At 65.1% G+C, this 26503-nt stretch carries 23 protein-coding genes; 14 read left to right on the plus strand and 9 right to left on the minus strand.

What is annotated here, in order from left to right:
- Nucleotides 1–13: 13 nt before the first annotated feature.
- The 5 genes from RN347_RS13885 (at nucleotide 14) to RN347_RS13905 (ending at nucleotide 5257) form a co-directional block, all read left to right on the plus strand.
- Nucleotides 14–1216, plus strand: a complete 1203-nt coding sequence (locus RN347_RS13885; protein WP_311958618.1) for an MFS transporter — start codon at nucleotides 14–16, stop codon at nucleotides 1214–1216.
- 20 nt (nucleotides 1217–1236) lie between these two features.
- On the plus strand, nucleotides 1237–2184 hold the full coding sequence (locus RN347_RS13890) for an MBL fold metallo-hydrolase (RefSeq protein ID WP_263586199.1): 948 nt from the start codon (nucleotides 1237–1239) through the stop codon (nucleotides 2182–2184).
- A 133-nt stretch (nucleotides 2185–2317) separates the two neighbouring features.
- Complete coding sequence (locus tag RN347_RS13895; RefSeq protein ID WP_311958619.1) at nucleotides 2318–3499, plus strand: alpha/beta hydrolase; 1182 nt, start codon at nucleotides 2318–2320, stop codon at nucleotides 3497–3499.
- 1 nt (nucleotide 3500) lies between these two features.
- Nucleotides 3501–4472, plus strand: coding sequence for a fumarylacetoacetate hydrolase family protein (locus RN347_RS13900; RefSeq protein WP_263586197.1), 972 nt, complete (start codon nucleotides 3501–3503; stop codon nucleotides 4470–4472).
- Complete coding sequence (locus RN347_RS13905; RefSeq protein ID WP_263586196.1) at nucleotides 4469–5257, plus strand: cyclase family protein; 789 nt, start codon at nucleotides 4469–4471, stop codon at nucleotides 5255–5257. Before RN347_RS13900 ends, RN347_RS13905 begins: the two co-directional genes overlap by 4 nt.
- A gap of 129 nt (nucleotides 5258–5386) precedes the next feature.
- On the opposite strand, the gene rluB is transcribed toward RN347_RS13905, so the two are convergent.
- The 4 genes from rluB to RN347_RS13925 all read right to left on the minus strand — a co-directional run bounded on the left by rluB (nucleotide 5387) and on the right by RN347_RS13925 (nucleotide 9932).
- On the minus strand, nucleotides 5387–6256 hold the full coding sequence (gene rluB, locus RN347_RS13910; protein WP_263586195.1) for a 23S rRNA pseudouridine(2605) synthase RluB: 870 nt from the start codon (nucleotides 6254–6256) through the stop codon (nucleotides 5387–5389).
- Nucleotides 6243–7085: an SMC-Scp complex subunit ScpB gene (scpB, locus tag RN347_RS13915; protein WP_311958620.1), complete on the minus strand. Its 843-nt coding sequence runs from the start codon at nucleotides 7083–7085 to the stop codon at nucleotides 6243–6245. The genes rluB and scpB overlap by 14 nt, the downstream gene beginning before the upstream one ends.
- A complete protein-coding gene (locus tag RN347_RS13920; protein ID WP_409335769.1) occupies nucleotides 7082–8047 on the minus strand; it encodes a segregation and condensation protein A in 966 nt (321 codons plus the stop codon). Before RN347_RS13920 ends, scpB begins: the two co-directional genes overlap by 4 nt.
- A gap of 67 nt (nucleotides 8048–8114) precedes the next feature.
- Nucleotides 8115–9932: a DEAD/DEAH box helicase gene (locus tag RN347_RS13925; protein WP_311958621.1), complete on the minus strand. Its 1818-nt coding sequence runs from the start codon at nucleotides 9930–9932 to the stop codon at nucleotides 8115–8117.
- A gap of 114 nt (nucleotides 9933–10046) precedes the next feature.
- Here RN347_RS13925 and RN347_RS13930 point away from each other — a divergent pair, with 114 nt between their 5' ends.
- Complete coding sequence (locus RN347_RS13930) at nucleotides 10047–10280, plus strand: zf-TFIIB domain-containing protein (protein ID WP_311958622.1); 234 nt, start codon at nucleotides 10047–10049, stop codon at nucleotides 10278–10280.
- A gap of 143 nt (nucleotides 10281–10423) precedes the next feature.
- On the opposite strand, the gene purL is transcribed toward RN347_RS13930, so the two are convergent.
- Nucleotides 10424–14356, minus strand: coding sequence for a phosphoribosylformylglycinamidine synthase (gene purL / locus RN347_RS13935; RefSeq protein ID WP_311958623.1), 3933 nt, complete (start codon nucleotides 14354–14356; stop codon nucleotides 10424–10426).
- 164 nt (nucleotides 14357–14520) lie between these two features.
- Between purL and mltF the strand changes: the two genes are divergently transcribed.
- The 7 genes from mltF to crtB all read left to right on the plus strand — a co-directional run bounded on the left by mltF (nucleotide 14521) and on the right by crtB (nucleotide 22589).
- Nucleotides 14521–15960, plus strand: coding sequence for a membrane-bound lytic murein transglycosylase MltF (mltF, locus tag RN347_RS13940; protein WP_311958624.1), 1440 nt, complete (start codon nucleotides 14521–14523; stop codon nucleotides 15958–15960).
- Between the two features lie 47 nt (nucleotides 15961–16007).
- On the plus strand, nucleotides 16008–16637 hold the full coding sequence (locus RN347_RS13945; RefSeq protein ID WP_311958625.1) for a YtfJ family protein: 630 nt from the start codon (nucleotides 16008–16010) through the stop codon (nucleotides 16635–16637).
- 142 nt (nucleotides 16638–16779) lie between these two features.
- On the plus strand, nucleotides 16780–17691 hold the full coding sequence (locus RN347_RS13950) for a polyprenyl synthetase family protein (protein WP_263586188.1): 912 nt from the start codon (nucleotides 16780–16782) through the stop codon (nucleotides 17689–17691).
- Nucleotides 17692–17713: 22 nt separating this feature from the next.
- Nucleotides 17714–19006: a glycosyltransferase gene (locus RN347_RS13955; RefSeq protein ID WP_311958626.1), complete on the plus strand. Its 1293-nt coding sequence runs from the start codon at nucleotides 17714–17716 to the stop codon at nucleotides 19004–19006.
- The gene (gene crtY / locus RN347_RS13960; protein WP_311958627.1) at nucleotides 18990–20165 is read left to right on the plus strand and encodes a lycopene beta-cyclase CrtY; all 1176 of its coding nucleotides are present in this window, start codon (nucleotides 18990–18992) and stop codon (nucleotides 20163–20165) included. Before RN347_RS13955 ends, crtY begins: the two co-directional genes overlap by 17 nt.
- Nucleotides 20158–21654, plus strand: a complete 1497-nt coding sequence (locus tag RN347_RS13965) for a phytoene desaturase (protein WP_311958628.1) — start codon at nucleotides 20158–20160, stop codon at nucleotides 21652–21654. Before crtY ends, RN347_RS13965 begins: the two co-directional genes overlap by 8 nt.
- Nucleotides 21651–22589, plus strand: a complete 939-nt coding sequence (crtB, locus tag RN347_RS13970; protein ID WP_311958630.1) for a 15-cis-phytoene synthase CrtB — start codon at nucleotides 21651–21653, stop codon at nucleotides 22587–22589. The genes RN347_RS13965 and crtB overlap by 4 nt, the downstream gene beginning before the upstream one ends.
- Here the strand turns inward: crtB and RN347_RS13975 are convergent.
- Together RN347_RS13975 and tadA are read right to left on the minus strand one after the other, a co-directional pair.
- Entirely contained in the window at nucleotides 22516–23055 is a 540-nt protein-coding gene (locus RN347_RS13975) for a sterol desaturase family protein (RefSeq protein ID WP_311958631.1), read from the minus strand. The genes crtB and RN347_RS13975 overlap by 74 nt on opposite strands.
- 18 nt (nucleotides 23056–23073) lie before the next feature.
- Complete coding sequence (gene tadA / locus RN347_RS13980; RefSeq protein ID WP_263586182.1) at nucleotides 23074–23526, minus strand: tRNA adenosine(34) deaminase TadA; 453 nt, start codon at nucleotides 23524–23526, stop codon at nucleotides 23074–23076.
- 66 nt (nucleotides 23527–23592) lie between these two features.
- Between tadA and RN347_RS13985 the strand changes: the two genes are divergently transcribed.
- Entirely contained in the window at nucleotides 23593–24411 is an 819-nt protein-coding gene (locus tag RN347_RS13985) for an acyl-CoA thioesterase II (protein WP_263586181.1), read from the plus strand.
- Between the two features lie 261 nt (nucleotides 24412–24672).
- Here the strand turns inward: RN347_RS13985 and RN347_RS13990 are convergent, their stop codons facing one another.
- Entirely contained in the window at nucleotides 24673–25944 is a 1272-nt protein-coding gene (locus tag RN347_RS13990; RefSeq protein ID WP_263586180.1) for a malic enzyme-like NAD(P)-binding protein, read from the minus strand.
- Between the two features lie 342 nt (nucleotides 25945–26286).
- Nucleotides 26287–26502 carry a 50S ribosomal protein L31 gene (gene rpmE / locus RN347_RS13995; protein WP_252106245.1) on the minus strand — a complete coding sequence of 72 codons (216 nt, stop codon included), beginning with the start codon at nucleotides 26500–26502 and terminating at the stop codon, nucleotides 26287–26289.
- Between the last annotated feature and the right edge of the window lies 1 nt (nucleotide 26503).

Here is a 26503-nt window from a genome sequence, read left to right on the forward strand (position 1 = left end):
GGGGGATGAACATATGACGGAAACACAACTACACGCCGGGTCTGTTCCGACGAAGGGAGAATTGGGCAAAACCGGGGCTATCGCGCTGATCGTCGGGCATTGTGCGGGTCTGATCGATCTGGTGGCGCTGCCGGTCTGGGTGGGTGCACTAATCGTGCGTTTCGGCTTCGGTCCGCGCGAGGCCGGGGCGCTGGTGACGCTGTTCCTGATCGGCGCGGTGATCGCAAGTGTTCTGACCGCGCGCAACTTCAACCGGCTGCCACGTAAGGCGCTGGCGGTGACAGGCTACGCGCTTTCGGCGCTGGCCTTTTTGCTGGCTGCTGGACAAACCGGTTTTGTTCCGCTGGCCGTACTGCATCTGCTGGGCGGGATCGCTACCGGCATGGCGCTTAGCCTCGTGCACGGCAGCATGGGCCGGGCGGCCAACCCGCACCGGCTGTTCGCCTTCGCGGGCGCAGGGCTAGGCCTCTTCGGGGTGATCTACATGGCCGCGGTGCCGCAACTGCTGGCGCTGCACGGCGGACAGATTCTGTTCTACACCTTCGGCGCGATCATGGCGTTGGCGGCACTGGCCATGTTGCTGGCATTTCCCAATGTGGCGGGGCATGCAAAGGGCGTAACGAGCCGTGAACCTTTCGCCGCAGGTGTGCTTGCCGTGGTGGCGGGTGTCAGCCTGATGACCTTCAACCAGGCGATGGTCTTTTCGTTCGTCGAGGTCATCGGCAATGCTCGCAACTTCGCCCCGCAAGCCATCGTTGGCACGCTGATCGCCCTCGGCATCGTGAACTTCGTCGGCCCGGCGCCGCTCGCCGCACTGTTGGAAAAGCGCCTCTCGGCACGCAGTGTCGTGCTGGCCGGGCCGGTCGTCCAGGCCACTTTTGCGCTGGTTCTGACCTTTGCCACGGTGCTGACCGTATGGGCGCCGGTCGCCGCGTTCTTTGTGGCGGTCCAAATCTTCACCCACACCTTCGCCTTCGGCCTGCTGGCGCGCATGGACCCAACGGGCCGCGCCGTGGCCGCGACCCCGGCGATGCTGATGACCGGCTCGGCGCTCGGTCCCATCATCGGTGGCATCCTGATGGAAAGCTTTGGCATCGGCGCGCTCGGCGTGACCGCGGTGATCGTCGCCGCACTCTCTGTTACCTGCTTTGCCCGCGGCACCCGCGCGCAGGGCCTACCGAAAACAACAAAATCCGCCGCTTTGGCGGGTTCGTGACCAGGAAGGGGAACCCGGACATGATCAAGCGTACTGCAACCGCGCTGGCTCTTACCGCGTTGACAGCGTTGCCCGCGGCAGCCGAAACCACCTTTACCGTGCTCGGCAGCGGCGGAGGTCCGATCGTCAGCGCCGAGCGTTCGCAGCCCGCCAACCTGCTGCAGGTCAATGGCCGCAACATCGTGGTCGACGCCGGCGACGGCCTGTCGATCCGTCTTGCAGCGAAACGTGTGCGCATGGGCGATATCGACGACGTTCTGCTCAGCCACCTTCATTTCGACCATGCCGGCGGGCTGCTGGCAGTGCTTGGCCTGCGCTTCCAGACCAACCCGGCCAAGCCCGTGATGATCTACGGACCGCCGGGCACCGCCGCGCTGATCAACGGCATTGTCGAAGGCATGGGACCGGCGATGGAAGCCGCCTACGGCATGGAGGATGCCGAGATCATGACCCCCGAGCAACTGGTGCAGGTGCGCGAGATCCGCGACGGCGACACCCTGGAGCTTGGTGACGTGACGGTGACCGTGGCGAAGAACGCGCATTACAGCTTCCCCGACGGGTCCGACCTCGAAGACAAATACGAGTCGCTCTCCTTCCGCTTCGACACGCCGGATCGGTCGATCGTCTATACCGGCGACACCGGCTGGTCCGAGGAGGTGATCGCTCTGGCCAAGGATGCGGATCTGCTGGTCTCCGAATTGATCGATCTGCCCGCGGTGATGGAGAACGTGCGTCGCAGCGCGCCCGAACACCTGCTCGAAGAGATCGAATGGCACCTTGCCGAACACCATGTCAGCCCCGAGCAGGTCGGCCGCATGGCCGCGGAGGCGGGGGTGTCCAGCGTCGTCGCCACGCACCTCGTGGCCGGCGCTCATATCACGCAAGAGCAGACCGAAGGTTGGATTGAACAGATCCGCGCCGGTTTCGACGGTGAAATTGCCATCGCCGAAGACCTGCAGGACTTCTGACCTCCTGCCCGGTCATTCACGCCGTGAATGGCTGGGATCATGCTGTTCCATTTTCCGAATATTGGGGTCGTGTCTACTTTTCGGCCCGAAGGGCAAAGCGCCCGCTTACTGCGACACATCAAGGAGCTTATACATGGCCATGTTCGACTATTTTCCAAACTATGTCTGGAACCTTACGGTTTCCATCGCGCTCGCCTCGGGCGCGGAGATCGGTGAAATCATGGACATGTGCCAGCCGCTGCTCGAGAAGGCGAAGGATGGCGCGGACGCGGGAACCCAGGATTTCATGGTCGAATGGGTGCGGGTCGCCGACAAGCTGAGCGCCATCGCCGATGAAGAGGAAGCCGAGGGCAAGCTCTTCTCGGCCGGGGACAAGCGCAAGCGCGCGGCGCTTTACTACATCCTTGCAGAACGCATGCAGGGCCAGGGCGACCCTGAGCGTATGGTGACCTACAAGAAGGGGCTTGAGAACTTCCTGAAAGGCACCCGGGAGTCTGGCGAGAATGTGCAGCGCTTTGAAGTTCCCTATGGCGACAAGGTCATCCCGGTGCTCTACACGCCGGCGCAAGGCGTCTCTGGCCCGGCACCGGCGGTGGTTTATCTTAATGGACTCGATAGCTGCAAGGAGCTGCTCTACTGGTCGTTCCTTCCGCACGAGCTGGCCAAGCGCGGCATTGCAACGCTCTGCGTCGACCAGCCCGGCACCGGCGAGAGCCTGCGCCTACAGGATCTGCCCGCGCATTACGACAGCGAAAAATGGGGCACGCCGATCTACGAATGGCTGGCCGCGCGCGCTGACGTGGACGCGGACCGTATCGGCATCACCGGCATCTCGCTTGGCGGCTACTATGCGCCGCGAGTCTGCGCCAACGAACCGCGCTACGCCTCTGGCGCGGTCTGGGGCGCGAACCACAACTGGGCCGAAGTGCAGCAGAAGCGCCTCAAGCGCGAAGGCGAGAACCCGGTGCCGCACTACTGGAACCACGTGATGTGGGTATTCGGCACCGACGACATGGACACTTTCCTCACCAAGGCGTCTGGCTTCTGCCTCGATGGGCAGATGGAGAAGATCAAGGTGCCCTTCCTCGTCACCCACGGTGCTAACGACCGGCAGATCGCGCTCGATTACGCACACCAGAGCTACGATCAACTGGTCAATTCGCCCCGTCGCGAGCTGAAGATCTTCACCGACCGCGAGGGCGGGGTCGAGCATGTTGGCGCGGACAACATGACCTACGGCCGCAACTTCATCGCAGACTGGTTCGCCCAGACCCTCGGCGGGAGGCTTTCGGCAACCACGGGCATGGAGAGTTAACATGCGTTTCGCCACCCTGCCCGATGGCAGCCCCGACGGAAGACTGCACCTCGTCTCCCGTGACAACGCCCGCTGCATCCCCGCCGAGGGGGTGCAAACGCTGCTTTCCCTCATGGAGAACTGGGACGCCCATTCGCCTGCGCTCGAGGCGCAATACGCGGCGCTGAACGAGGGAGGCGGCGCGCCTTTCGATCCCACCGCCGCTCGTGCGCCCCTGCCCCGCGCGTGGCAATGGCTCGACGGCTCGGCTTACGACAGCCATGGCGATCTGATGCAGAAGGTTTTCGGCCTCGATCCCAACCCCAAGGGTCGGCCATTGATGTATCAGGGAATGTCCGACCGCTTTTATGGGGGCACCGACGACATCCCGCTGCCTTCCGAAGAGGACGGCATCGACTTCGAAGGCGAATTTGGGGTGATCTGCGATGCCGTCCCGATGGGCAGCACACCTGCCGAGGCCGCCGCACGCATCCGGCTGGTGGTGCAGATCAACGACTGGTCGCTGCGCCGCTTGGCGCCCATCGAGATGAAAACCGGCTTTGGCTGGGTTCAGGCCAAACCAGCTTGCGCCGTTGCGCCGGTCGCTCTCACGCCTGACGAGCTGGGCGAGGCCTGGCGCGACGCGCGGGTCGACCTGCCTCTGACGGTCACGCTCAATGGCGCCTCCTTCGGCCATGCCGAGGGTTACCCAATGAGCTACGGTTTTGACGAACTGCTCGCCCATGCCGCGCATTCGCGCGATCTGGTGGCCGGAACGGTGCTCGGCTCGGGCACCGTTTCCAACGACAACTACCGCGAGGTCGGCTCGTCTTGCCTGGCCGAACGCCGGGCGATCGAACTGCTGGATGAGGGTGCGCCGAGCACGCCCTTCATGGGGTTCGGTGATCGCGTTGCCATGGAGTGCCGCAGCCGCGACCAGACGCCGCTTTTCGGGGCTATCGACCAGAAGGTCATCAAGGGAGGACGGACATGAGCCGCAGAATCATCGACCTTTCGGTCACGCTTACCGACGAGGTGCCCGCGGACCCGCCGGGCATGGGCCCAGCAATCGAGTACATGGATCACGAGGGCGGTGCGCGCGAATACGCGCAGATGTTCGGCATCCCCGTCGAGCACCAGCGGGACGGCGCGGGAGCGGCGGTCGAACGGCTGAAACTGTCCACCCATAACGGCACCCATCTCGACGCGCCCTGGCACTATCACCCCACCATGAACAAGGGCGAACGCGCCATCACCATCGACGAGGTGCCGCTGGAATGGTGCATGGGGCCGGGCGTGAAACTCGACTTTCGTCACCTGCCTAACGGCCACGTAGTGAGCGCCGCCGAGATGGAGGCCGAGTTCGCCCGCATCGGCCACACGCTACAGCCCGGTGACATCGTGCTGGTCAACACAAGCGCCGGTGCGCTTTACGGCCAGCCCGGCTATGTCGCCGCCGGCTGCGGCATCGGCCGCGAGGCGACACTTTGGCTGACCGAGCGCGGCATGAAAGTCTGTGGGACCGATGCCTGGAGCTGGGACGCGCCGCTCAAGGCAGTGGCCGAGAAGGCCAGGGCGACCGGCCAGTGGGAGCTTTTCTGGGAAGGCCACAAGGCCGGGGCCGATACCGTCTATTGTCACATGGAGAAGCTTGCCAATCTCGACCTGCTGCCGGATACCGGCTTCGAGGTGATCTGCTTCCCGGTCAAGGTCGCTCGCGGCTCGGCCGGCTGGTGCCGCCCGGTGGCCCTCTTCGCGAACCAGGCTCAGGACTCATAGCCAATAGAGGATGATCGCCACACGCTGGAAAAAGACCATCATCGACTCCTTTCGATAAAAAAGCCCGGCCCTCTTCGCAGCGAGTAGTAAACGCGAAGAGGGCCGGGCTGTTCGAGAATCAGGTCGCGCTTAGCGCCGCTTGGGCTTGCGCATCGCCTGCACCGGGCGGCGCTTGTGCTTGTCGCGGCTCCAGCGGTTTTTCTCGTCCGGGGTGAGCTCGGGCACCTTGCGTGCTTCGAGCTGGGCAAGGGTGGCCAAGTCGTCGATCTCGTCCTGGCTGAGCTCGATCCACTCGCCGGCCTTGGCCCGCTTGTCGAGGAAGATGTTGCCGTAGCGTACGCGCTTCAGGCGGCTCACGGTCAGGTTTTGCGACTCCCAGAGCCTTCTCACCTCGCGGTTGCGGCCCTCCATGATCACCACGTGAAACCACGTGTTGATCCCTTCACCGCCGAACTCCTGCACGTCGGTAAAGCGCGCCGGGCCGTCCTCGAGCATGACGCCGTCGACCATCGCCTTGATGTGCTCCTGCTTCACCTCACCCATGACGCGCACGGCGTACTCGCGCTCGACCTGGGTAGAGGGGTGCATCAGGCGGTTGGCGAGCTCACCGTCGGTGGTGAACAGCAGAAGGCCGCTGGTATTGATATCCAGGCGCCCGATCGCGATCCAGCGTTCGCCTTTCAGGCGCGGCAGGCGCTCGAACACCGTGCGTCGGCCTTCCGGGTCCTTGCGCGTGCAAAGCTCGCCTTCGGGCTTGTTGTACATCAGCACGCGCCTAGGCACCTCGGCCTCCGGGCGTAGCGACACCGGGCGGTCGTCGAAGCTGACCTTGTCTCGCTCCTCGACCCGGTCGCCGAGCTTGGCGACCTGACCGTTGACCTTGACGCGGCCATCGCTGATCACGGTTTCCATCTCGCGGCGCGAGCCGAAGCCGGCGCGGGCCAGCACTTTCTGCAGCTTTTCGCTACCGGGGGGTGGGGTTTGCTTATTCTGGCTCATGGTCGTCGGACCTCTTGTCTGTCGACGCGGGCGGGTCACGTTTTTCCGCCGCGCGCGCCGCGAGCCGCGCCTCAAGATCGGCAAAGCTCAGCGGCAGGGTTAACGCCGTCTCGGCGTGGGGGTGGGCGTCGTCTTCTAGAGAAGCGTCGCCCGTATCGGGGGGCGCATCCTGCCCGGTTTCGGCGCGTTCGTCCAGTGTCTCGACCGCTTCGGCCGATGAAGATTCCACGTCGTCGTGCGCCGCAGGCGCCTGGTCATCGATATCGAGCTCTTCCTGGCTGGTCAGTTCGTGCATCGGCGGCAGCGCGTCCAGCGTTTTCAGGCCGAAATCGTCGAGAAAACTTCTCGTCGTGGCGTACACCGCCGGGCGGCCCGGCACGTCGCGATGACCAACGACGCGAATCCAGCCGCGCTCCATCAGCGTGCGCATGATCGAGCTCGATACGCTCACCCCGCGCACCTCCTCGATGTCGCCGCGCGAGACCGGCTGGCGGTAGGCGATCAGCGCCAGCGTCTCCAGAAGCGCCCGGGAGTAGCGTTGGGGCCGCTCGTCCCAAAGCCTGGAGACCCACTGAGAAAGGCGCGGGCGAATACGCAGTTGAAAGCCCGAGGCGGTTTCGACCAGCTCCAGCGCCCCGGCCTCGTGGCGCTCGGAAAGACGCCCGAGCGCCTCGCGAAGCGTTTTGGGCCCGGGGCTTTCGCCGTCGAGAAACAGGGTCTCCAGCCGCTCCAGGCTCAGCGGCTCGCCGGCGGCCAGTAGCGCCGCCTCGAGAATCTCGTCCAGCGTCGTGCTTTTACCAAAGGTGCTGTTCGTCAGGGTCGTACTCACGGCTCGTTCTCACCGGTATCCAAAGGGTCGTCGTCGGCACCGAAGGTGGCCTCGGCATCCTCGAAGGCGTCGCTTTCGTCCTCCTCGAGCTCGAAGGCGCTTTCGTCATCGGCCAGCGCGGCTGGCCGGGCGCGCACGTGAATCGGCGAGAGCGGGGCGTTCTGCACGATCTCGATCATCGCCTCCTTGGCAAGCTCGAGGATCGCCATGAAGGTGACCACCACGCCGCCGCGCCCCTCCTCCAGGGTAAAAAGCGCTTCAAACGGCGTGTAGCGCCCCTGGGCGTCGTCGCTTGCGAGCACCTCCATGATCTTGAGCATCCGCTCGCGGGTCGAGAGCACCTCGCGGCTCACCTGGTGGCTTTGGGTCAGCTCGGCACGCTTGAGAATCCCCGAGAGCGCGCCGAGCAGCTCATCGAGCTCGACGTCCGGGTGGATCACCCGGGTTTCGATCGGCGGCAGGCCCGCCTGAGCACTGAACCAGTCGCGCCCCACCCGCGGCAGCGTATCCAGCGTCTCGGCGGCCTCCTTCAAGCGCTCGTACTCCTGCAGCCGGCGAATCAGCTCGGCACGCGGGTCCTCTTCCTCCTCGCCCTCCTCCTTCGGCGGGCGCGGCAACAGCGTGCGCGACTTGATCTCGGCGAGCATCGCGGCCATCAGCAGATACTCGCCGGCAAGCTCGATCTGCATCGCCTTCATCAGCTCCACGTACTCGATGTACTGATGGGTGATGGCGGCAACGTTGACCGTGAGAATGTCCAGGTTCTGGCGACGAATCAGGTACAAGAGCAGATCCAGCGGCCCCTCGAAGGCCTCTAAAAACACCCGCAGCGCCTCCGGCGGAATGTAGAGATCCTCGGGCAATTGGGTGATCGGCTCGTCGAACAGCCGCCCAAGCGCCTCTACCACCGGCTCGTCGAGGGCGGATTCGATCTCGTTGTCGGGCTCCAGCGTTTCGCTCACGCGGGTGGCGTTCCTTGTTGGCACAAAGGCGGTGGTTCAATCAGGCGCCAGTGTAACAGCGCACGCCTTAGGTGACATCGCCGCCGGCATCGAAGGCCTTGCGGTAGCGCCCCTGGTAGTCGAAGAGCTTCTCGCGCAGCTGCCAGTGGCGTCCCACCTTGCGCCCTACCACGAAATCCGGACGGCGCAGCCGACGACGCTCGGCGACCACCTCCTCGGCAGACGTGGGCTTCCACTCGACGCCCGGGGCGCGAGCGTGGTCATGCAGAAAAGCGTGGTAAAAGGCGTGGCGCTGGGCGGCGGTTTCCAGCGCGAACCACTCGCTCAAGCTCGTCCCGTCCTCGTCGAAATAGGTGATCTTGAGCCGGGGAAGCCCTCGGCCGTTGATAGTGGCCTCGAGCGTCATGCCGCTGACCCGCAGTACCTTCGCGTCTTTCAGCTTCAGCGCGTCCTTGAGCTTGTCGTCGGCGTCGACCAGCAGCGTCTGGCAACCGTGGCAGCGCCTTGCGGCGATGTCGTTCTCGGCGCCGCACTGATCGCACACCTTGAAGCGAAAGCGAAAATCACACTGCACGCGCTTGCCGGCCTCATTTTCGACCAGGCCCTGGCAGCGCCGCCCAAAGTGCTCGATGACAAACTCGCCGTCGCGCTTGCCCCAGAACAGGTTGGCGTGTTCACAGGCCGGGCACACCACCTGCACCGGCTCGGCGTCGCTGTCCGGGCGCGGCTCGCCCACCTCCGGGGCGTAAAGATTCCAGGGATTGCCGGCGTAGTCGAGTACCAGGCAGTCGGTTTTGCCCGGCGACAGCCTGAGCCCACGGCCAACGATCTGCTGGTAGAGACTCACCGACTCGGTGGGGCGCAGAATCGCGATCACGTCGACGTGGGGAGCGTCGAAGCCGGTGGTCAGCACCGAGACGTTGACCAGATACTTGAGCGCGCGCGCCTTGAACGCATCGATCAGCCGCTCGCGCTCGAGTGCCTTCGTTTCACCGGTGATTAGCGCCGCCTCACCCTCGGGCAGATACCCCATGATCTCTTCGGCGTGGGCCACGGTGGCGGCGAAGATCATCACCCCCTGGCGCTCGCGGGCGCGCTCGATGATCTGCTCGACGATGCCAGGGGTGGCGCGGCTTTTGGCCACCACCTCGTTGAGCTCACGCTCGGCGAACTGGCCGCCCTGGGCCGGCACCAGGCGCGAGAAATCGTAGCCAGCAACCGCCATATCGAGACGCTCGGGCGGGGTGAGATAGCCCTTTTTGACCATCAGGCGCAGCGGCTGCTCGAACACGCAGTCGGTGAAAAAGCTCTCGGCGTCGCCGCGCACCATGCCGTGGTAGTGGCGGTGGTAGATAAACCCCTGCCCCAGCCGATAAGGGGTGGCGGTCAGCCCGAGAATCTTGAGCGACGGGTTCTGGCGCCGGAGATGCTCGATCACCTGCCGATAGCTCGAGGTCTTTTCCAGCGACACCCGGTGGCACTCGTCGATCACCAGCAGGGTGAAGTTGTCATCCTCGAAGGCATCGAGGTTTCTCACCACCGACTGCACGGAGCCGAACACCACCTGGCGGCTCGCCTCCTTGCGCTTGAGCCCGGCACTGAAGATATCCGCCTGGAGCCCGTAGGCCTGGTACTTGGCGTGGTTCTGCTCGACCAGCTCGCGCACATGGGCCAGCACCAGCACCCGCCCACGCGCCAGGCGCGCAAGCTCGGCGATCACCAGCGACTTGCCGCTGCCGGTGGGCAGCACCACCACGCCCGGGTCGCTGCCGGCGCGAAAATGCTCGATGACCCGCGTCACCGCCTGACGCTGATAGTCACGTAGCTGCGGGAGTGAGGCGGTACCGCCGTCTACCGGGGAATCGCCTGCCGGATCGTTATCCATCAACTAGTTAGCCTGCTACTGAACTTTTTGGAAAAACGCGAATCACACGATCAGGGAGAGATGGTTTAACATTTTTTAAGTATCCGGGAACACAGGACGTTTAAGGAGTGCGATATGCCCACCAATCACTTTAGCGCCGATTGCCCCAGCTGCGGTAGCCGCTTGAAGCGTTTGCCCGCCACCCGCCGCGACTCGGTTCACGTTTACTGTATGGACTGCGGCCATGACTTTGGCCGCTACGAGGCGCTGGTCGAGCGCTACCAGAAAACCCTGAGCGAGCTGGAGAGCGACCTCGAAGTGCCCACGGCCTCCGGGCGGAAGCCAGCCGAACTTCGCGCCCAGGAGTAGCCCGTGTGACACGCAAAGGCCGTTCTGTAGCGTTCTTGCACGCGTGCCCCAAGCGAAAGCGGTGACAGGAAAGACTCCCTGCCACCGCTTTTTTTCACCCGCCTTTGGGGCCGCCTAGCGCGGCCCCGGGCGCACGCCGGACATCAGCCCAGCCAGACGCGGGCGTTTCTGAACAGGCGCAGCCACGCGCCGTCCTCACGCCACTCACTGGGCCGCCAGGAGTTGGTCACCGCGCGGGTGACGCGCTCCGGGTGAGGCATCATGATGGTGACGCGGCCATCCGGCGTGGTCAGCCCCGTGATGCCCGAAGGCGAGCCGTTGGGGTTGGCCGGGTAGCGCGTGGTGACCTGGCCGTAGTTGTCGATGTAGCGAAGCGCGATCTGGCTGGATGACTGCATCTGGCGCAGATGGGCGCTGTCGCGAAACGCCGCGCGGCCTTCGCCGTGGGCAACCGCAATGGGCAGCGTCGAGCCCTCCATGCCGGAGAGCAGAATCGACGGGCTCTTCTCGACCCGCACCATGGCCACTCGCGCCTCGAACTGCTCGGACTCGTTACGCAGGAATTCCGGCCAGTTTTCGGCACCGGGAATCAACGGTTTCAGCTGCGAAAGCATCTGGCAGCCGTTGCACACGCCCAGGCTGAACGTATCGTCGCGGGTGAAGAACGCCTGGAACTGCTCGCGGGCGCGCTCGTTGAACAGCACCGACTTCGCCCAGCCGCCGCCGGCACCCAGCACGTCGCCGTAGGAGAAGCCGCCGCAGGCGACCAGCCCCTTGAACTCATCGAGCGACACCCGCCCTTCGAGAATGTCGCTCATGTGCACGTCGACGGCCTCGAAGTTGGCCTTGTCGAACGCCCAGGCCATTTCGACCTGGCCGTTGACGCCCTGCTCGCGCAGCACCGCCACCGCGGGCTTGGCGGTGTTGACATAAGGGGCGCTCACGTCCTCGTCGACCTCGAAGCTCGGCGCCGCGGAAAGGCCCGGGTCGCGCAGGTCCATCAGGTTGTCGAACTCGTTCTTCGCACACTCCGGATTGTCGCGTAGCGCCTGCATCCGGTAGCTGGTCTCCGACCAGGTGCGCTGGGTCAGCTGGCGCGTGGTTTCCAGTAGCGGCTCTTCGAACAGCGTCACACGCACCTGGTCGTCGTAGCGCGGGCGCGCGATCACGCCACACGTTTCGAGACCGGCCACGGCGAACTGGGTCAGCACCTCTTCGGTGTGCGCTCGGTTGACCTGGATCACCGCCCCCAGCTCCTCCGAGAACAGCGCGCTGAACGCCTCGACCGGCTCGTCGATCAGCCAGTCGAGCTTGATCTCCAGGCCCGCGTGGGCGGCGAAGGCCATCTCGAGCAGCGTAACCAGCACCCCGCCATCGCTGCGGTCGTGGTAGGCCAGCAGTTTGCCGTCACGGTTGAGCCCCTGGATCACCTCGAAGAACGCCTTGATGTCCTCCGGGTCGTCGACGTCCGGGCACTCGTCGCCGAGCTGGCCGTACACCTGGCCCAGCGCCGAGCCGCCCAGGCGATTCTTGCCGCCGCCCAGATCGATCAGGATCAGATCCGACTCCTCCTGCTCCATGTTGATCTGCGGCGTGAGGGTGGCGAGCGCATCGGTCACCGGGGCAAAGCCGGTGGCGATCAGCGACAGCGGCGAGGTGATGCTCTTCTCTTCTTCCTCGCCTTTGGCGTTTTCGCCCTGCCAGGCGGTGTGCATCGACATCGAGTCCTTGCCCACCGGCACGGCGATACCGAGCGCCGGGCAGAGCTCCATGCCGACGGCGTAGACCGCGTCATACAGCGCCTGGTTTTCGCCTGGGCGATCCGCCGCGCTCATCCAGTTGGCGGAGAGCTTGATGTCGGAGAGCTTGGCGATCGGCGCAGCGGCCAGGTTGGTGATCGTCTCGGCCACGGCCAAACGGGCGCTGGCCGCCGGGTCGATCAGCGCCACCGGCGGACGCTCGCCCATCGCCATCGCTTCACCGGCGTGGGTATCGAAACTGGCCGTAGTGACGGCGACGTCTGCCACCGGCACCTGCCAGGGGCCGACCATCTGATCGCGGGCGACCTGGCCTGTGATCGAGCGATCGCCGATGGTGATCAAGAAGCTTTTCGACGCCACCGCCGGCAGGCGCAGCACGCGATCCAGCGCCTCGCGCAGATCCAGGTTGTCGAGCATTACCCCGGAAAGTTCCGGGTGCTCGCGGGTGAACGCGCGCTCCATCTTCGGCGCCTTGCCGAACAGTACGCTCATCGGCAGATTGACGGGCTTGCTCTCGAAGTGGCCGTCGCGCACTTCCAGATGGTGCTCCTCGAGCGCCTCGCCGACCACCGCGTAAGGGCAGCGCTCGCGCTTGCAGAAGGCGTCAAAGGTGTCGAGGTCTTCCGGGGCGACGGCCAGCACGTAGCGCTCCTGGGCTTCGTTGCACCAGATCTCGAGCGGGCTCATGCCGGGCTCGGCGTTGGGCACCGCGCGCAGGTCGAAAAGCCCGCCGCGGTTGCCGTCCTTGACCAGCTCCGGCAGCGCATTGGAGAGCCCGCCGGCGCCCACGTCGTGGATGAAGCGAATCGGGTTCTTGTCGCCCATCGCCCAGCAGCGGTCGATCACTTCCTGAGCGCGGCGCTCCATTTCCGGGTTTTCGCGCTGCACCGAGGCAAAGTCGAGATCCGCACTCGAGGTGCCGGAGGTCACGCTCGACGCCGCGCCGCCGCCAAGACCGATCAGCATCGCCGGCCCGCCCATCACGATCAGCTTGCCGCCGATGGGGATATCGCCCTTCTGCACGTGCTGGGCGCGGATGTTGCCGTAACCGCCGGCGATCATGATCGGCTTGTGAAAGCCCCGGCGCTTGATGTCATCACCGCTAAGCACATCCTGCTCGTAGGTGCGGAAGTAGCCGGTCAGGTTCGGGCGGCCGAACTCGTTGTTGAACGCCGCCCCACCAATCGGGCCGTCGAGCATGATTTGAAGCGCCGACTGCATGCGCTCGGGCTTGCCGTAATCGAACGCCTCCCAGGGCTGGACGAACTCGGGAATACGCAGGTTCGACACGGTGAAGCCGGCCAAGCCCGCCTTGGGCTTGCCGCCGATGCCGGTCGCGCCTTCGTCGCGAATTTCGCCGCCGGAGCCGGTAGCCGCCCCGGGAAACGGCGCGATCGCCGTCGGGTGGTTATGGGTCTCCACCTTCATCAGAATGTGGATCGGCTCCTGATGGGCGCCGTACAGCGCGCGCTCGCCGGCAGCGCCGGTCAAAGGCGTCGGGAAAAAGCGCCCGGCCTGGCTGCCCTTGATCACCGCGGCGTTGTCGCTGTAGGCCGAGAGCACGTTGTCCGGGGAGCTTGCGAAGGTGTTCTTGATCATCTTGAACAGCGACTGGGGCGTGGGCTTGCCATCGACCACCCAGTCGGCGTTGAAGATCTTGTGGCGGCAGTGCTCGGAGTTCGCTTGGGCGAACATCATCAGCTCGACGTCGCTCGGGTTGCGACCCAGCTCACCGAAGGCGTCGACCAGGTAGTCGATTTCGTCGTCGGTCAGCGCCAGCCCGAGCTCGTCGTTGGCCACCGCCAGCGCCTCGCGCCCGCCCTGCTGGATATCGACCGATCCCAGCGGCGCCGGCTCGAGCCGGGTGAAAAGCTTTTCCGCCTCGGCGTCGTCCCACAGCACGGTTTCGGTCATCCGGTCGTGAAGCTCGGCGGCGATGATTTCCCGCTGCTGCTCGTCGAGCCGCTCGCCTCCGACCTGGTACTCGATGCCGCGCTCGATGCGGCGCACGTCGCCAAGCCCGCAGTTATGGGCGATATCGGTCGCCTTGGTCGACCACGGCGACTGGGTGCCCAAACGCGGCACCACCCACAGGCGGGTCGGGTTATCGATCGCTTCCTGAGCGGTGAAACTGCCGTACTCCAGAAGCTCGGTCAGCCGACTGCGGGCGGTATCGTCGAGTGCTACCGCACAGTCGATGAAATGAACGTAGTGGGCGTCCAGCGCCGTCACTTCGGGAACGCGTTCACGCAGCGCTTTTAAAAGCCGGTCATGACGGAAGGCAGAAAGGGCGGGCGCGCCTCGCAGTTCGAGCATATCTGGGGGCCTCTAAAGCTAAGAGAGTTCGAGCGGGAAATCACCAAGCCGCAGTGCGACAGGCGCACATGATACTGGAAAGCGGCTTTGATACGAAATCGACAAGGTGACAGCGTCTATCGGGCTGGGTATGGTGACTGCCTGTTTTACACCGACCCCGCGCCATGCCGACACTGTACTGCCGACATTTTCTCGCCCACTACCGCCTTTATTGGGCCGTCATCAGCATTGTCTGGCTGACGCTGGTCCCCGCCGGCGCCGGCAAAACGCCGCACGAGCACCTGGACCGCGTACTGGAAAAGGACTTCATCACCGCACACACCCGTACCACGCCCACGACCTACTTCGAGGGCCGCCAGGGGCCGACCGGCTTCGAGTACGAGCTTCTTCACCGATTTGCCGAGTACCTGGGCGTGAGCTTGAATCTCGACGCGCGCCACTCACCAGACGAGGTGCTCGACGCGGTGCGCAGCCAGGGCGATATCGGCGCCGCCGCCCTGCCGCTTTCCCCCAATACGCCGGGGCTTCACTACACACGGCCGATCATCGACATGCAGCCGCTGGTGGTGTATCGCCGCGGGCTCTACGCCATCAACGGCCCCGCCGACCTGGAAGGGCTCACGGTGGGCACACTCAGCGCCTCGGGCACCGAGCAGATGCTCGAATCGCTCAAGGACACGCTTCCCGAGCTCGAGTGGCAGGCCCTGGAGGGCAGCGAAATCGCCGAGCTTTTGGCGATGGTCGAAAACGAGGAGCTCGACGCTGCGGTGATTTTCGATCACCAGTTTCGCGTCAACCGCCTGTTTTTCCCCAACGTCGAGCGTGGCTTCGCCGTGGGCGAGCCGCGCTCGCTCGTTTGGGCGCTGCCCGCGGGCCAGGGGCTCGGACTTCTGGAGGCCGCTGACCGCTTTCTGGACGAGCAGCGCGAAAACGGCGCGCTCGAGCGCCTGATTAGCCGCTACTTCGGCCACGACGACTATCTGGAGTACGTCGGCACGCGAACCTTTTTGAGCCACCTGGACCAGCGCCTGCCGGAGTTCGCGCCGCTGTTCAAACGCGCCGCCCTGGAGACCGGCTTTGACTGGAAGCTGTTGGCGGCGGTGGGCTATCAGGAGTCCCACTGGGACGCGGACGCGGTATCGCCCACCGGCGTGCGCGGGGTGATGATGCTGACCCTGCCCACGGCCAGCGATCTGGGCGTGCAAAACCGGCGCGACCCGGCGCAGAGCATCGACGGCGGTGCGCGCTATTTGAGAAGCCTCATGGAGCGCCTGCCCGAGGAGATTATCGGCGACAACCGCCTCTACATGGCCATGGCCGCCTACAACGTGGGGCTTGGGCACCTGCTCGATGCCCGCGACATCGCCCAAATGCGCGGCGGCGACCCGAACCTGTGGGCAGACGTGCGCGAGGCGCTGCCGCTTTTACAGCAGCGCCGCTGGCACAGCCAGACCCGCTACGGCTTCGCCCGCGGCGGGGAGCCGGTAATCTACGTGCGCAACATTCGCCGCTATTACGAGATGCTGAGCTACGTCGAGCGCAGCCGCCAGCAGTTTTTCCAGCTCGGCCAGACCGGCCTTGCCCAGACCGGTGCGTCGCCTTGACAACACCGACCACCCGCACCGGGGCCGCTTGCCCCAGGGAGAGCACCATGCGAAACCGCTTCACCTCAACCGCGGCCGGCGTGAGCGCCGCCGCGCTCTGGGTCGCGACAGCGCTCACCCCCGCCTTCGCCTTCGAGACCGGCGAGCCGCCGGCGCCGGTGCGCGTGGCGGATCGTGGGGAAGTGGTGCTCGACGAGGGCGCGCTTCGATACCGGCCCTGGAGCAGCGCCGAGCTGGCCGGCAGCGTCGGCGTGGTGCTGCACGTCGCCGGCAGGCTCTCGGCCAAGGACCTGAACGCGCCGATCATCGAGGCGATCGAGGCCGCCCGGTTTCCCGACGAGCGCTTTCAGACCACCACCATCGTCAACACCGACGACGCGGTCTTCGGGAGCGCGATGTTCGTGCGCAAAAGCGTCGAGGGCAGCAAGCGCGACGTCCCCGAGGTGCAGTTCGTGGTGGACGACCAGAGCGCGGTACAGAGCGCCTGGAATCTCGAGCGGGGCGGCTCGGCGGTCATCGTCCACGACGCCGCCGGGCGCGTGCGTTTTGCCAAGGACGGGCCGCTGACGCTCTATGAGGTCAACCACGTCATGGACCTTCTCCACGCGATGCTCGAATCAAGCGAGCCCGAGCCGGGCAGATTCGACGCCCATGTGCTCGGCCAGAACGGACAGTGACTTTCAAGCACTGTCCGTTGATGTTAAAACCTTTTTCATGATGGCCTTCGATGAGCGCAGGCCTTGGCGAGCACGGCGCTGCGTGCTCGCCGCTTGATATAAAACGATGGCCACGAACAACGAAACGCCAGGGACCGCTTTGATGAATGCCGACGCCGACCAACTGACAAGCCACCGAGACCCGATCGAGGCGCTACGCGCGGCCCTGGAGCGGCGACTCGACGAGCGCCTGCCGGCGGCCCCCGAGAGCGAGCGGGTCGCCCGCGCGATGCGCGAGGCCACCCTGGCCCCGGGCAAGCGGATTCGCCCGCTGCTGCTGCTGCTGACCGCCCAGGACCTGACGGCCGACGCCGACACCGACGGCCTGCTCGATCTCGCCTGCGCGGTGGAGATGATCCACGCGGCGTCCCTGATTCTCGACGACATTCCCTGCATGGATAACGCCGAGCTTCGCCGCGGCCGCCCCACCATTCATCGCCAGTTCGGTGAAAGCGTCGCCATTCTGGCGGCGGTGGCGCTGTTGAGCCACGCCTACGCCATCGCCGCCGAGGCGCCCGGGCTTGAAAGCGAACGCCGCGCGACGGCAGTCTCGACGCTTGCTCGCGCGGTGGGCCTTCAGGGGCTGGTCGAGGGGCAGTTTCTGGATTTGAGTGAAGGCGCCGGCGCGCGCAGCGTCGATGCGATTCTCGCCACCAACGACCTCAAGACCAGCAAGCTCTTTAGCGCCACGCTGTCACTGGCAGGCCTGGCGGCCAACGCCGACGAGCACGCCCAAAAGGCGCTTGCGCTGTTCGCCGAAGATCTCGGTCAGGCCTTTCAATTGATCGACGATTTGGCCGACGGTGTGATGGGCACCGGCAAGGATCTTCATCAGGACATCGGCAAGTCGACGCTGGTGGCAACGCTTGGCGAGCGCGCCGTGCGCGAGCGCCTGGACGCTCACTTGGCCCGCGCCGACACGCACCTGGCCGCCGCCTGCCCCACGGGCGGGCGCACCCGCGCCTTCGTGCAGGGCTGGTTTCACCAGCAGCTCGCCGTGATCGGCGCGCCTTGAGCCGGCCAGAAGGAGCGCCCTCATGAGCCACTTCGCCATCGTGGCCCCGGCGCTTTACAGCCACGTCAAGGCGCTTGAGGCGCTTGGTGCCGGCCTGATCGCCCGCGGCCACCGGGTCACGTTCGTTCATCAGGCCGACGCTCGGCCGCTGGTCAGCGAGCCGGGCATCGGCTTTTTCGCGGTCGGCCAACAAAGTCACCCTGAAGGGCGCATGACGCGCACGCTCGACCGGCTGGCAAGCCCTTCCGGCGCCGGGCTCTTCGCCATGATTCGCGATTTGGCCGAGACCACCGACATGCTCTGCCGCGAGCTTCCAGGCGCCTTTGAGACGCTCGGCATCGACGGCGTGATCGCCGATCAGATGGAGTCCGCCGGCGCCCTGGTCGCCGAGGGGCTCGGTTTGCCGTTCGTGTCGGTGGCCTGCGCGCTGCCGGTCAACCGCGAGGCGGGCCTTCCGCTGCCGGTGATGCCGTTTCGCCTGGCCGAGTCTGAGCGAGCCCGCGGCATGTACGCCACCAGCGAGCGCATTTATGATCAAATGATGGGCCGCCACGCGAAGGTCGTCGAGCGCCACGCCCACGCCTTCGGGCTGTCGCCGCGCCGCGGGCTTCACGAGTGCCTGTCACCGCTTGCCCAGATCAGCCAGACGCCGCTCGCCTTCGATTTCCCCCGTACCGCGCTTCCCGACACCTTCCACGCCGTCGGCCCGCTGCGCCTGCCAAACGCCGGCGCCCGCCACCAACCCCTGGAGGCGCTGGCGCTTCCAAAGCGCTTCGTGTTCGCCTCGCTCGGCACGCTGCAGGGCCACCGCTTTGGACTGTTCAAGAAGATCGCCCGCGCGTGCCGCCGTCAGGGCAAGGCGCTGTTGATCGCTCACTGTGGCAAGCTGAATGACGCGCAGGAAGCGGCGCTTGTGCGCGCTGGGGCCACCGCGGCGGTCGGTTTCGTCGACCAGCGCGAAGCGCTTGCCCGCAGTGAGGCGGTCATCACCCACGGCGGGCTCAACACCGTGGTCGATGCCATCGACACCACCACGCCGATGCTGGTCGTGCCGCTGGCCTTCGACCAGCCAGGCGTGGCGGCGCGGGTGCTGTATCACGGCCTTGGCGAGCGCGCCTTCAACTTCTCGCGCCCGGCCACGCTGGCGCAAAAGCTCGCCCGGCTCGACGCGTTTGATTATCGTGAACGGCTCACCGCGCTTCAGGCGCCGCTTCGCGCCGCCGGCGGGGCTGACAAAGCCGCCGCCATCGCCGAGCAGGCGCTGACCACGCACCGCCCGGTTTACACGGAGAGCGCCCATGAAGCAGTCGTATGATCTCATTCTCGTCGGCGCGGGGCTTGCCAACGCCCTGATCGCCTGGCGGCTTGGCAAGCGCCACCCGAACCTCGACGTGCTGGTGATCGAATCCGGCTCCCGCCCCGGCGGCAACCACACCTGGTCGTTTCACCAGCACGATTTGAGTTCTGAGCAGCACGCCTGGATTGAGCCATTCGTGGCGCATCGCTGGCCCGGCTACGAGGTGCGCTTTCCCGCGTTCAGCCGGCATCTAAAAAGCGACTACCTGAGCGTGACCGCCGAGCGCTTTGCGAAGGTGCTCGAGGATGATCTCGGCGAGCGGCTTTTGACCGATACCCGCGTGGCCACCGTCACCCCGACCGGCGTGACGCTCGAAGACGGCACGGCGCTCACAGCGGCCGCGGTGATCGACGGGCGCGGCCCACAAGCGTCGCCGCACCTGACCATCGGCTATCAGTCGTTTCTGGGCCAGCAGTGGCGGATCAAAACGCCCCACGGGCTGACCCGGCCGATCATGATGGACGCCACCGTTGATCAACAGGGCGGCTACCGCTTCGTCTACAGCCTGCCGCTCGATGACCGGACGCTTCTGATCGAGGACACCCACTACGTCGACGCGGCGGATTTGGACCCGGCGCTGGCCCGCGACAACCTTGCCGCCTACGCCGAGCGTCAGGGCTGGGCGCTCGAAACGCTGGAGCGCGAAGAGCACGGCCATCTGCCGATCACCCTGGACGGCGATATCGACGCCTTCTGGCTGGCAGCCCAGAACCAGCCGAGAAGCGGGCTGCGCGCCGGGCTCTTTCACGCCACCACCGGCTACTCGCTGCCCCACGCGGTGGCGCTGGCAGACGAGATCGCCGCGCAGACGCATTTCGACGCCGCGTCGCTGTTCGAGCTGATCGAAGATTTCGCGAGGCGGCGCTGGCGACAGCAGCGGTTTTTTCGCATGCTCAACCGCATGCTGTTTCTGGCAGGCCAACCGGGCCGGCGCTGGCAAGTCATGCAGCGCTTCTACACGCTGAACGACGGTTTGATCGAGCGCTTCTACGCCGGTCGGCCCACGCTTTTGGACAAGGTGCGCATCGTCTCCGGCAAGCCCCCGGTGCCGGTGCGCGAGGCCATCCCGGCCGTGCTTAAACAAACCCCTCGGCTGCGAGCTTTTAAAGATGAGTAAAACGATCGTAATTGGCGCGGGCTTTGGCGGCCTGGCGCTGGCCATTCGCCTCCAGGCCGCGGGCATTCCGACGCTGCTTCTGGAAAGCCGCGACAAGCCCGGCGGGCGGGCCTACGTGTACGAAGACGAAGGCTTCGTGTTTGACGCCGGCCCCACGGTGATCACCGACCCGAGCGCCCTCGAGGAGCTTTTCACGCTTGCCGGTAAATCGATCGACGAGTACGTCGAGCTCTTACCCGTCACGCCGTTCTACCGGCTTTGCTGGGAGTCCGGCGAGGTGTTCGATTACGACAACGACCAGGCAAGCCTCGAGCGCCAGATCAATCACTTCAACCCAAAAGACGTCGAGGGCTACCACCGCTTTCTCGACTACTCGAAGGCGGTGTTCGACGAGGGCTACGTCAAGCTCGGCACGGTGCCGTTTTTGAGCTTTCGCGACATGCTGCGCGCCGCCCCCCAGCTTGCCAAACTGCAGGCCTGGAAGAGCGTTTACGCCAAGGTATCGCAGTACATCGAGGACGAGCACCTGCGCCAGGCGTTCTCGTTTCACTCGCTGCTGGTCGGCGGCAACCCGTTTGCCACCTCGTCGATCTACACGCTGATCCACGCGCTGGAGCGCAAATGGGGCGTGTGGTTTCCCCGTGGCGGCACCGGCGCGCTGGTCAAGGGCATGGCGAAGCTGTTCGAGGACCTCGGCGGCGAGATACTGGTCAACGCCAAGGTCGAGCGTATCGAGATGCAGGGCAACCGCGCCCGCGGCGTGACGCTTGCCGATGGCCGCGAAATCCCGGCGCGGGCCGTGGCGTCGAATGCCGACGTAGTGCACACCTACGAAAAACTCCTCGGCCACCACCCGGTGGGGGCGAAGCGAGCCAAAAAGCTCAAGGGCAAGCGCATGAGCAACTCGCTGTTCGTGCTCTACTTTGGCCTCGATCACAACCACACTCAGCTCGCCCACCACACGGTCTGCTTCGGGCCGCGCTATCGCGAGCTGATCGATGAAATCTTCAACAGCGATGAGCTGGCCGAGGATTTCTCGCTCTACCTGCACGCACCGTGTGTCACCGACCCCTCGCTTGCCCCCGACGGCTGCGGCAGCTACTACGTGCTGGCGCCGGTGCCACATCTGGGCACCGCCGCGCTCGACTGGGACGTCGAAGGGCCGAAGCTGCGCGAGCGCATCTTCGACTATCTGGAGAAGCACTACATGCCGGGCTTGAGAAGCCAGCTCGTCACCCACCGCACGTTCACGCCGTTCGATTTTCGCGATACGCTCGGCGCCCACCAGGGCTCGGCGTTCTCGATCGAGCCGATTCTGACCCAGAGCGCCTGGTTTCGCCCGCACAACCTGGACAGCCAGATCGACAACCTGTATCTGGTCGGCGCCGGCACCCACCCGGGCGCGGGCATTCCCGGGGTGATCGGCTCCGCCAAGGCGACCGCCGGGCTGATGGTGGAGCGGCTAACGTCAGAGAAGGAAAACGCATGAGCGAGGCGCTGCTCGATCACGCTACCGTGACCATGGCGGCGGGCTCGAAGAGCTTCGCCAGCGCCTCGAAACTGTTCGACCCCGCCACCCGCCGCGCCGCGCTGATGCTCTACGCCTGGTGTCGCCACTGTGACGACGTGATCGACGACCAGACCCTGGGCTTTTACAACGCGCCCTCGGAAGGCGAGCAAAAAGCGCAGAGCGAGGCGCGCTTGGCCGAGCTCAAGGCCCAGACCGCGCGCGCCTTCAAAGGCGAGCCGATGAAGGATCCTGCTTTCGCCGCCTTCCAGGAAGTGGCGCTGACCCACGACATTCCGCCCTCCCAGGCCTTCGATCACCTGGAAGGCTACGCCATGGACGTGCGCGACGAGCGTTATGAAACCCTGGATGACACGCTGCGCTACTGCTACCACGTGGCCGGCGTGGTCGGGCTGATGATGGCCCGCGTGATGGGCGTGCGCGACGAGGCGGTACTCGATCGCGCCTGCGATTTGGGACTCGGCTTTCAGCTGACCAATATCGCCCGCGATATCGTCGAGGACGCTGAGGCGGGGCGCTGCTATGTGCCCGGGGAGTGGCTGCGAGAGGAGGGCTTGAGCGTTGCGGACATTCTCGACCCGAGCCAGCGCGAGGCGCTTGCGCGCGTCTCGGCACGTTTGATCGCGGCGGCGGAGCCCTACTACGCCTCGGCGCGCATCGGCATCGAGCGGCTGCCGCTGCGCTCGGCCTGGGCGATCGCCACCGCGCTCGGGGTGTATCGCAAAATCGGTGTGAAGGTGACTCGCGCGGGCAAACTCGCCTGGAATGGGCGTCAAAGTACCGGGCGAAGTGAAAAAGTCGCGCTTTTGCTGGCCGGCGGGGCTAGCGCGCTGGGTTCTCGCGCTCGGCGGAGTTCGACGCCTCGCTCGATGAGCCTTTGGCAGCGCCCGCGCTAGCGGCCTTACGGCGTCGCAGCGTGGCCTCGAGCGTCTCCACCGGCGGGGCGTAGATGAAGCCAAACGACACGCCACCGTGGCGGCCCTTCACCGCGTGATGCAGCCGATGAGCCTTGTAAAGACGCTTCATGTAGCCGCGCCGGGGAATCAGGCTGAACGGCCAGCGCTTGTGCACGAGGCCGTCGTGAAGCACGAAGTAGATCACCCCGTAGGCGGTCATGCCGGCACCGATCCACTGCAGCGGCCACGCGCCGGCGGTGCCGTAGGCGATCAGCACGATGGCGAGTAGCGCGAAGACGACCGCGTAAAGGTCGTTGCGCTCGAACCAGCCAGTGCGCGGCTCGTGGTGCGAGCGGTGCCAGCCCCAGCCAAAGCCGTGCATGATGTACTTGTGGGCGAGTGTGGCCACCACTTCCATGCAGGCGACGGTGAGCACCACGATCAGCGTATTGAGCAGCACGTGCATCGTGCCTCCTTGGGCGGGTTAGCGGCGCTCTGCAAAGAACGCCTTCAGGAGCTTTTTCGAAGCGCCGGCCAATACGCCCGCCTCGACCTCGACGCGGTGATTGAACCAGGGCTGAGCGAGCAGGTTGGCCTTCGATTCGACCATGCCGGTGCGCGGCTCGGCGGCGGCGTAGACCAGCCTTTGGATGCGCGCGTGGACCATGGCGCCGGCGCACATCATACAGGGCTCCAATGTGACATACAGGGTGCAGCCGTCAAGGCGATAGTTACCAAGCGCCTCGCCTGCCGCGCGCAGCGCGCGAATTTCCGCGTGGGCGCTGGGGTCACGGCTTTCGACCGGGGCGTTGTGGGCGGCCCCGATGATCTCGCCTTGTGGGTCGACCACCACCGCGCCTACCGGCACCTCGCCGGCGGCGGCCGCCCGGTGCGCCTGATCCAACGCCCGGTACATGTAAAATTCGTCGCTGCGCATCGGGGCGAACTCCGCTAAGGTAGCCAGTCGATCGAGAAAGCGGCTAAACGCCATAGGATACCGAGAATGAACGACGCGCTGAAGACGCTACTGAATCTGCTGGATCTCGAGCCCCTGGAGGAGACGCTGTTTCGCGGCCAGAGCCAGGACCTGGGCTTCCCCCAGCTCTACGGCGGCCAGGTGCTCGGCCAGGCGCTGGCGGCGGCGTCTCGCACCGTGGAGCCCGAGCGCCTGCCCCACTCCCAGCACGGCTACTTTCTGCGCCCGGGCGACCCGCACCGCCCGGTGGTCTATCAGGTGGACAACGTGCGCGACGGCGGCAGCTTCACGACTCGCCGCGTCACCGCGATCCAGAAGGGCCGGCCGATCTTTTTCTGCAGCGCCTCGTTTCAGAGCCCGGAAGCGGGGTTTACCCACCAGCTCACCATGCCCGACGTGCCGGCCCCGGAAACGCTGATCGAAGAGGGCAACGTCAAGCACGAGCGCTTCCCCGGCCACCCGATCGAGTTTCTGCACCTCGACCACAACCCGAGCCCGGCGGCGCCGGCCGGGCGTGGGCTCTGGTTTCGCATCAAGGGAAAGCTTCCCGAGGACCCGGCGCTTCACCGCCACCTGCTCTCCTACTCGTCGGACTTCAACCTCTTGACCACCGGGCTGATTCCCCACGGGGTCGAGTTCGGCGACCCGAAGCTTCGTATCGCAAGCCTCGATCACGCGCTGTGGCTGCACCAGGACACCCGCGTCGACGAGTGGCTCTTCTACTCCATCGACTCGCCTTGGGCCGGCAGCGCCCGAGGGCTTGCCCGCGGCAGCATTTTCGACCGCCAGGGGCGGCTCGTTGCCTCCACCGCCCAGGAAGGGCTGACGCGCTATCCCCAGGCCTGATTCGTTGAAAAGGATCGCGGTTGGTGGGCCCAGAAGCAACCCTGCGCGGGGGCGCCATGAATACGTCCTTGTAGGCTACTTTCGCCATCTGACCGCCATGGATGGCGGGAATGCCGAATATGCAGGAGCAATCTTCGGCAATGGCGAAAGACCCCCGCTCAGGTTTGCTTCTGGGCGCAAGTATATTGGAGGGGCTCCACAGCCCTTCAATCAAAAAAAGCCCGTCAATGACGGGCTTTGTCGATCTGTTCGAAAGCTTTTCTAGCCGCCGTACACGTTATTGATCGTTTTCAGCGGATAGTGCGCCGGATACGGCTTGCGCGCCACCCCCGAATCCACGGCGGCCCGAGCGACGGCGGCGGAGACGCGCTCTAGAAGGCGCACATCCACCGGTGTAGGGATGATGTACTCGCGTCCGAAGCTCATCTCGGTGCGCTCGTAGGCGTTGAGCACCTCTTCCGGCACCGGCTCGCGGGCCAAATCCTTCAGCGCATGCACCGCAGCGAGCTTCATCGCCTCGTTGATGCGCGTGGCGCGCACGTCCAAAGCCCCGCGGAAGATGAACGGAAAGCCCAATACATTGTTAACCTGATTGGGGAAATCCGAGCGGCCGGTGGCCATGATCACGTCCGGGCGCGCCTCGCGGGCGACGTCCGGGTGGATCTCCGGGTCCGGGTTGGTGCAGGCAAAGATGACCGGATCGGCGGCCATCTTCTTGACCTGCTCGGCGCTCAAAAGGCCGGGGCCAGAGAGGCCGATGAAGACGTCGGCGCCGTCGATGGCGTCATCGAGGGTGCGCATCTCGGTGTCGCGAGCGAATTCCGCCTTGTACTCGTTGATGTTTTCGCGCCCACTATGAATCACGCCGCGCCGGTCGAGCATCACCAGATTCTCGGCGCTGGCGCCGCAGCTGATCAGAAGACGCATGCAGGCGATCGCCGCGGCCCCTGCGCCCATGCAGACGATGTTGACGTCCTCGATGCGCTTGCCGGCGATCTCCAGAGCGTTGAGCATGCCCGCGGCGGTGACGATCGCCGTGCCGTGCTGATCGTCGTGGAAGACCGGAATCGAACAGCGCTCGATCAGCGCCTTTTCGATCTCGAAACACTCCGGTGCCTTGATGTCCTCCAGGTTGATGCCGCCCCAGGTATCAGCGATGCGCGCCACGGTGTCGATGAACGCCTGCGGATTCTCGGCGTCGACCTCGATGTCCACTGAGTTGATGCCGGCGAAGCACTTGAACAGCACCCCCTTGCCTTCCATGACCGGTTTGCTGGCCAGCGGCCCCAGGTTGCCCAGGCCCAGAATGGCGCTGCCGTCGGAAATGACGGCGACCAGATTGCCCTTGCCGGTGTAGCGGTAGGCGTTTTCCGCATCGGCGGCGATTTCGCGTACCGGCTCCGCCACGCCCGGGCTGTAAGCCAGCGACAGATCACGAGCGGTGGCGGTGGACTTGGTTAACTCGACCGATAGCTTTCCTGGAATGGGGTTGGCGTGATAGTCGAGCGCTGCCTGCCGGTTCGCGTCTGTCATGGTCAAATCCGTTATCCTAAAGTTGAAAAGTGCTTCAAGAGTATAGAAAAAGCCGAAGACCCTCAAGCGCCGTCAACTCGACTCTTGATTTCGACATTTGGCTACACGTTGACTAACTATGGAAACTTTTAAGCTCTATTTGGTAGAACTTATAACGAAGAGCGTGAGCCATAACGCTTTACTTATTGATGCGCCGCAGCATTTATGGAAAAATTTTTCATTATCTCGCAGACATCAGTTCGTAGGCACAAGCTCGTGGGCACGAGTACGTGGGCATAAAAAAACCCACGCCGAAGCGTGGGTCTTTGGCACCCGGCACGTGAGTGCCGGCAAGCGGGCGTTTTAGCCGCGCTTCATGGCAGCGCCGAAGCGCTTGTTGAAGCGCTCTACGCGGCCACCGGTGGTCGCTTGCTTCTGCTTGCCCGTGTAGAACGGGTGGCAGTTGGAGCACACGTCCAGAGAGAAGTCCTGACCAGAAGTCGAACCCACCTGGAAGGCGTTGCCACAAGAACACGTCGCGGTGACCGTGTTGTAATTCGGGTGAATACCTTGTTTCATC

The organism is Halomonas sp. PAMB 3264, from assembly GCF_031954245.1.
Classification (GTDB): domain Bacteria; phylum Pseudomonadota; class Gammaproteobacteria; order Pseudomonadales; family Halomonadaceae; genus Vreelandella.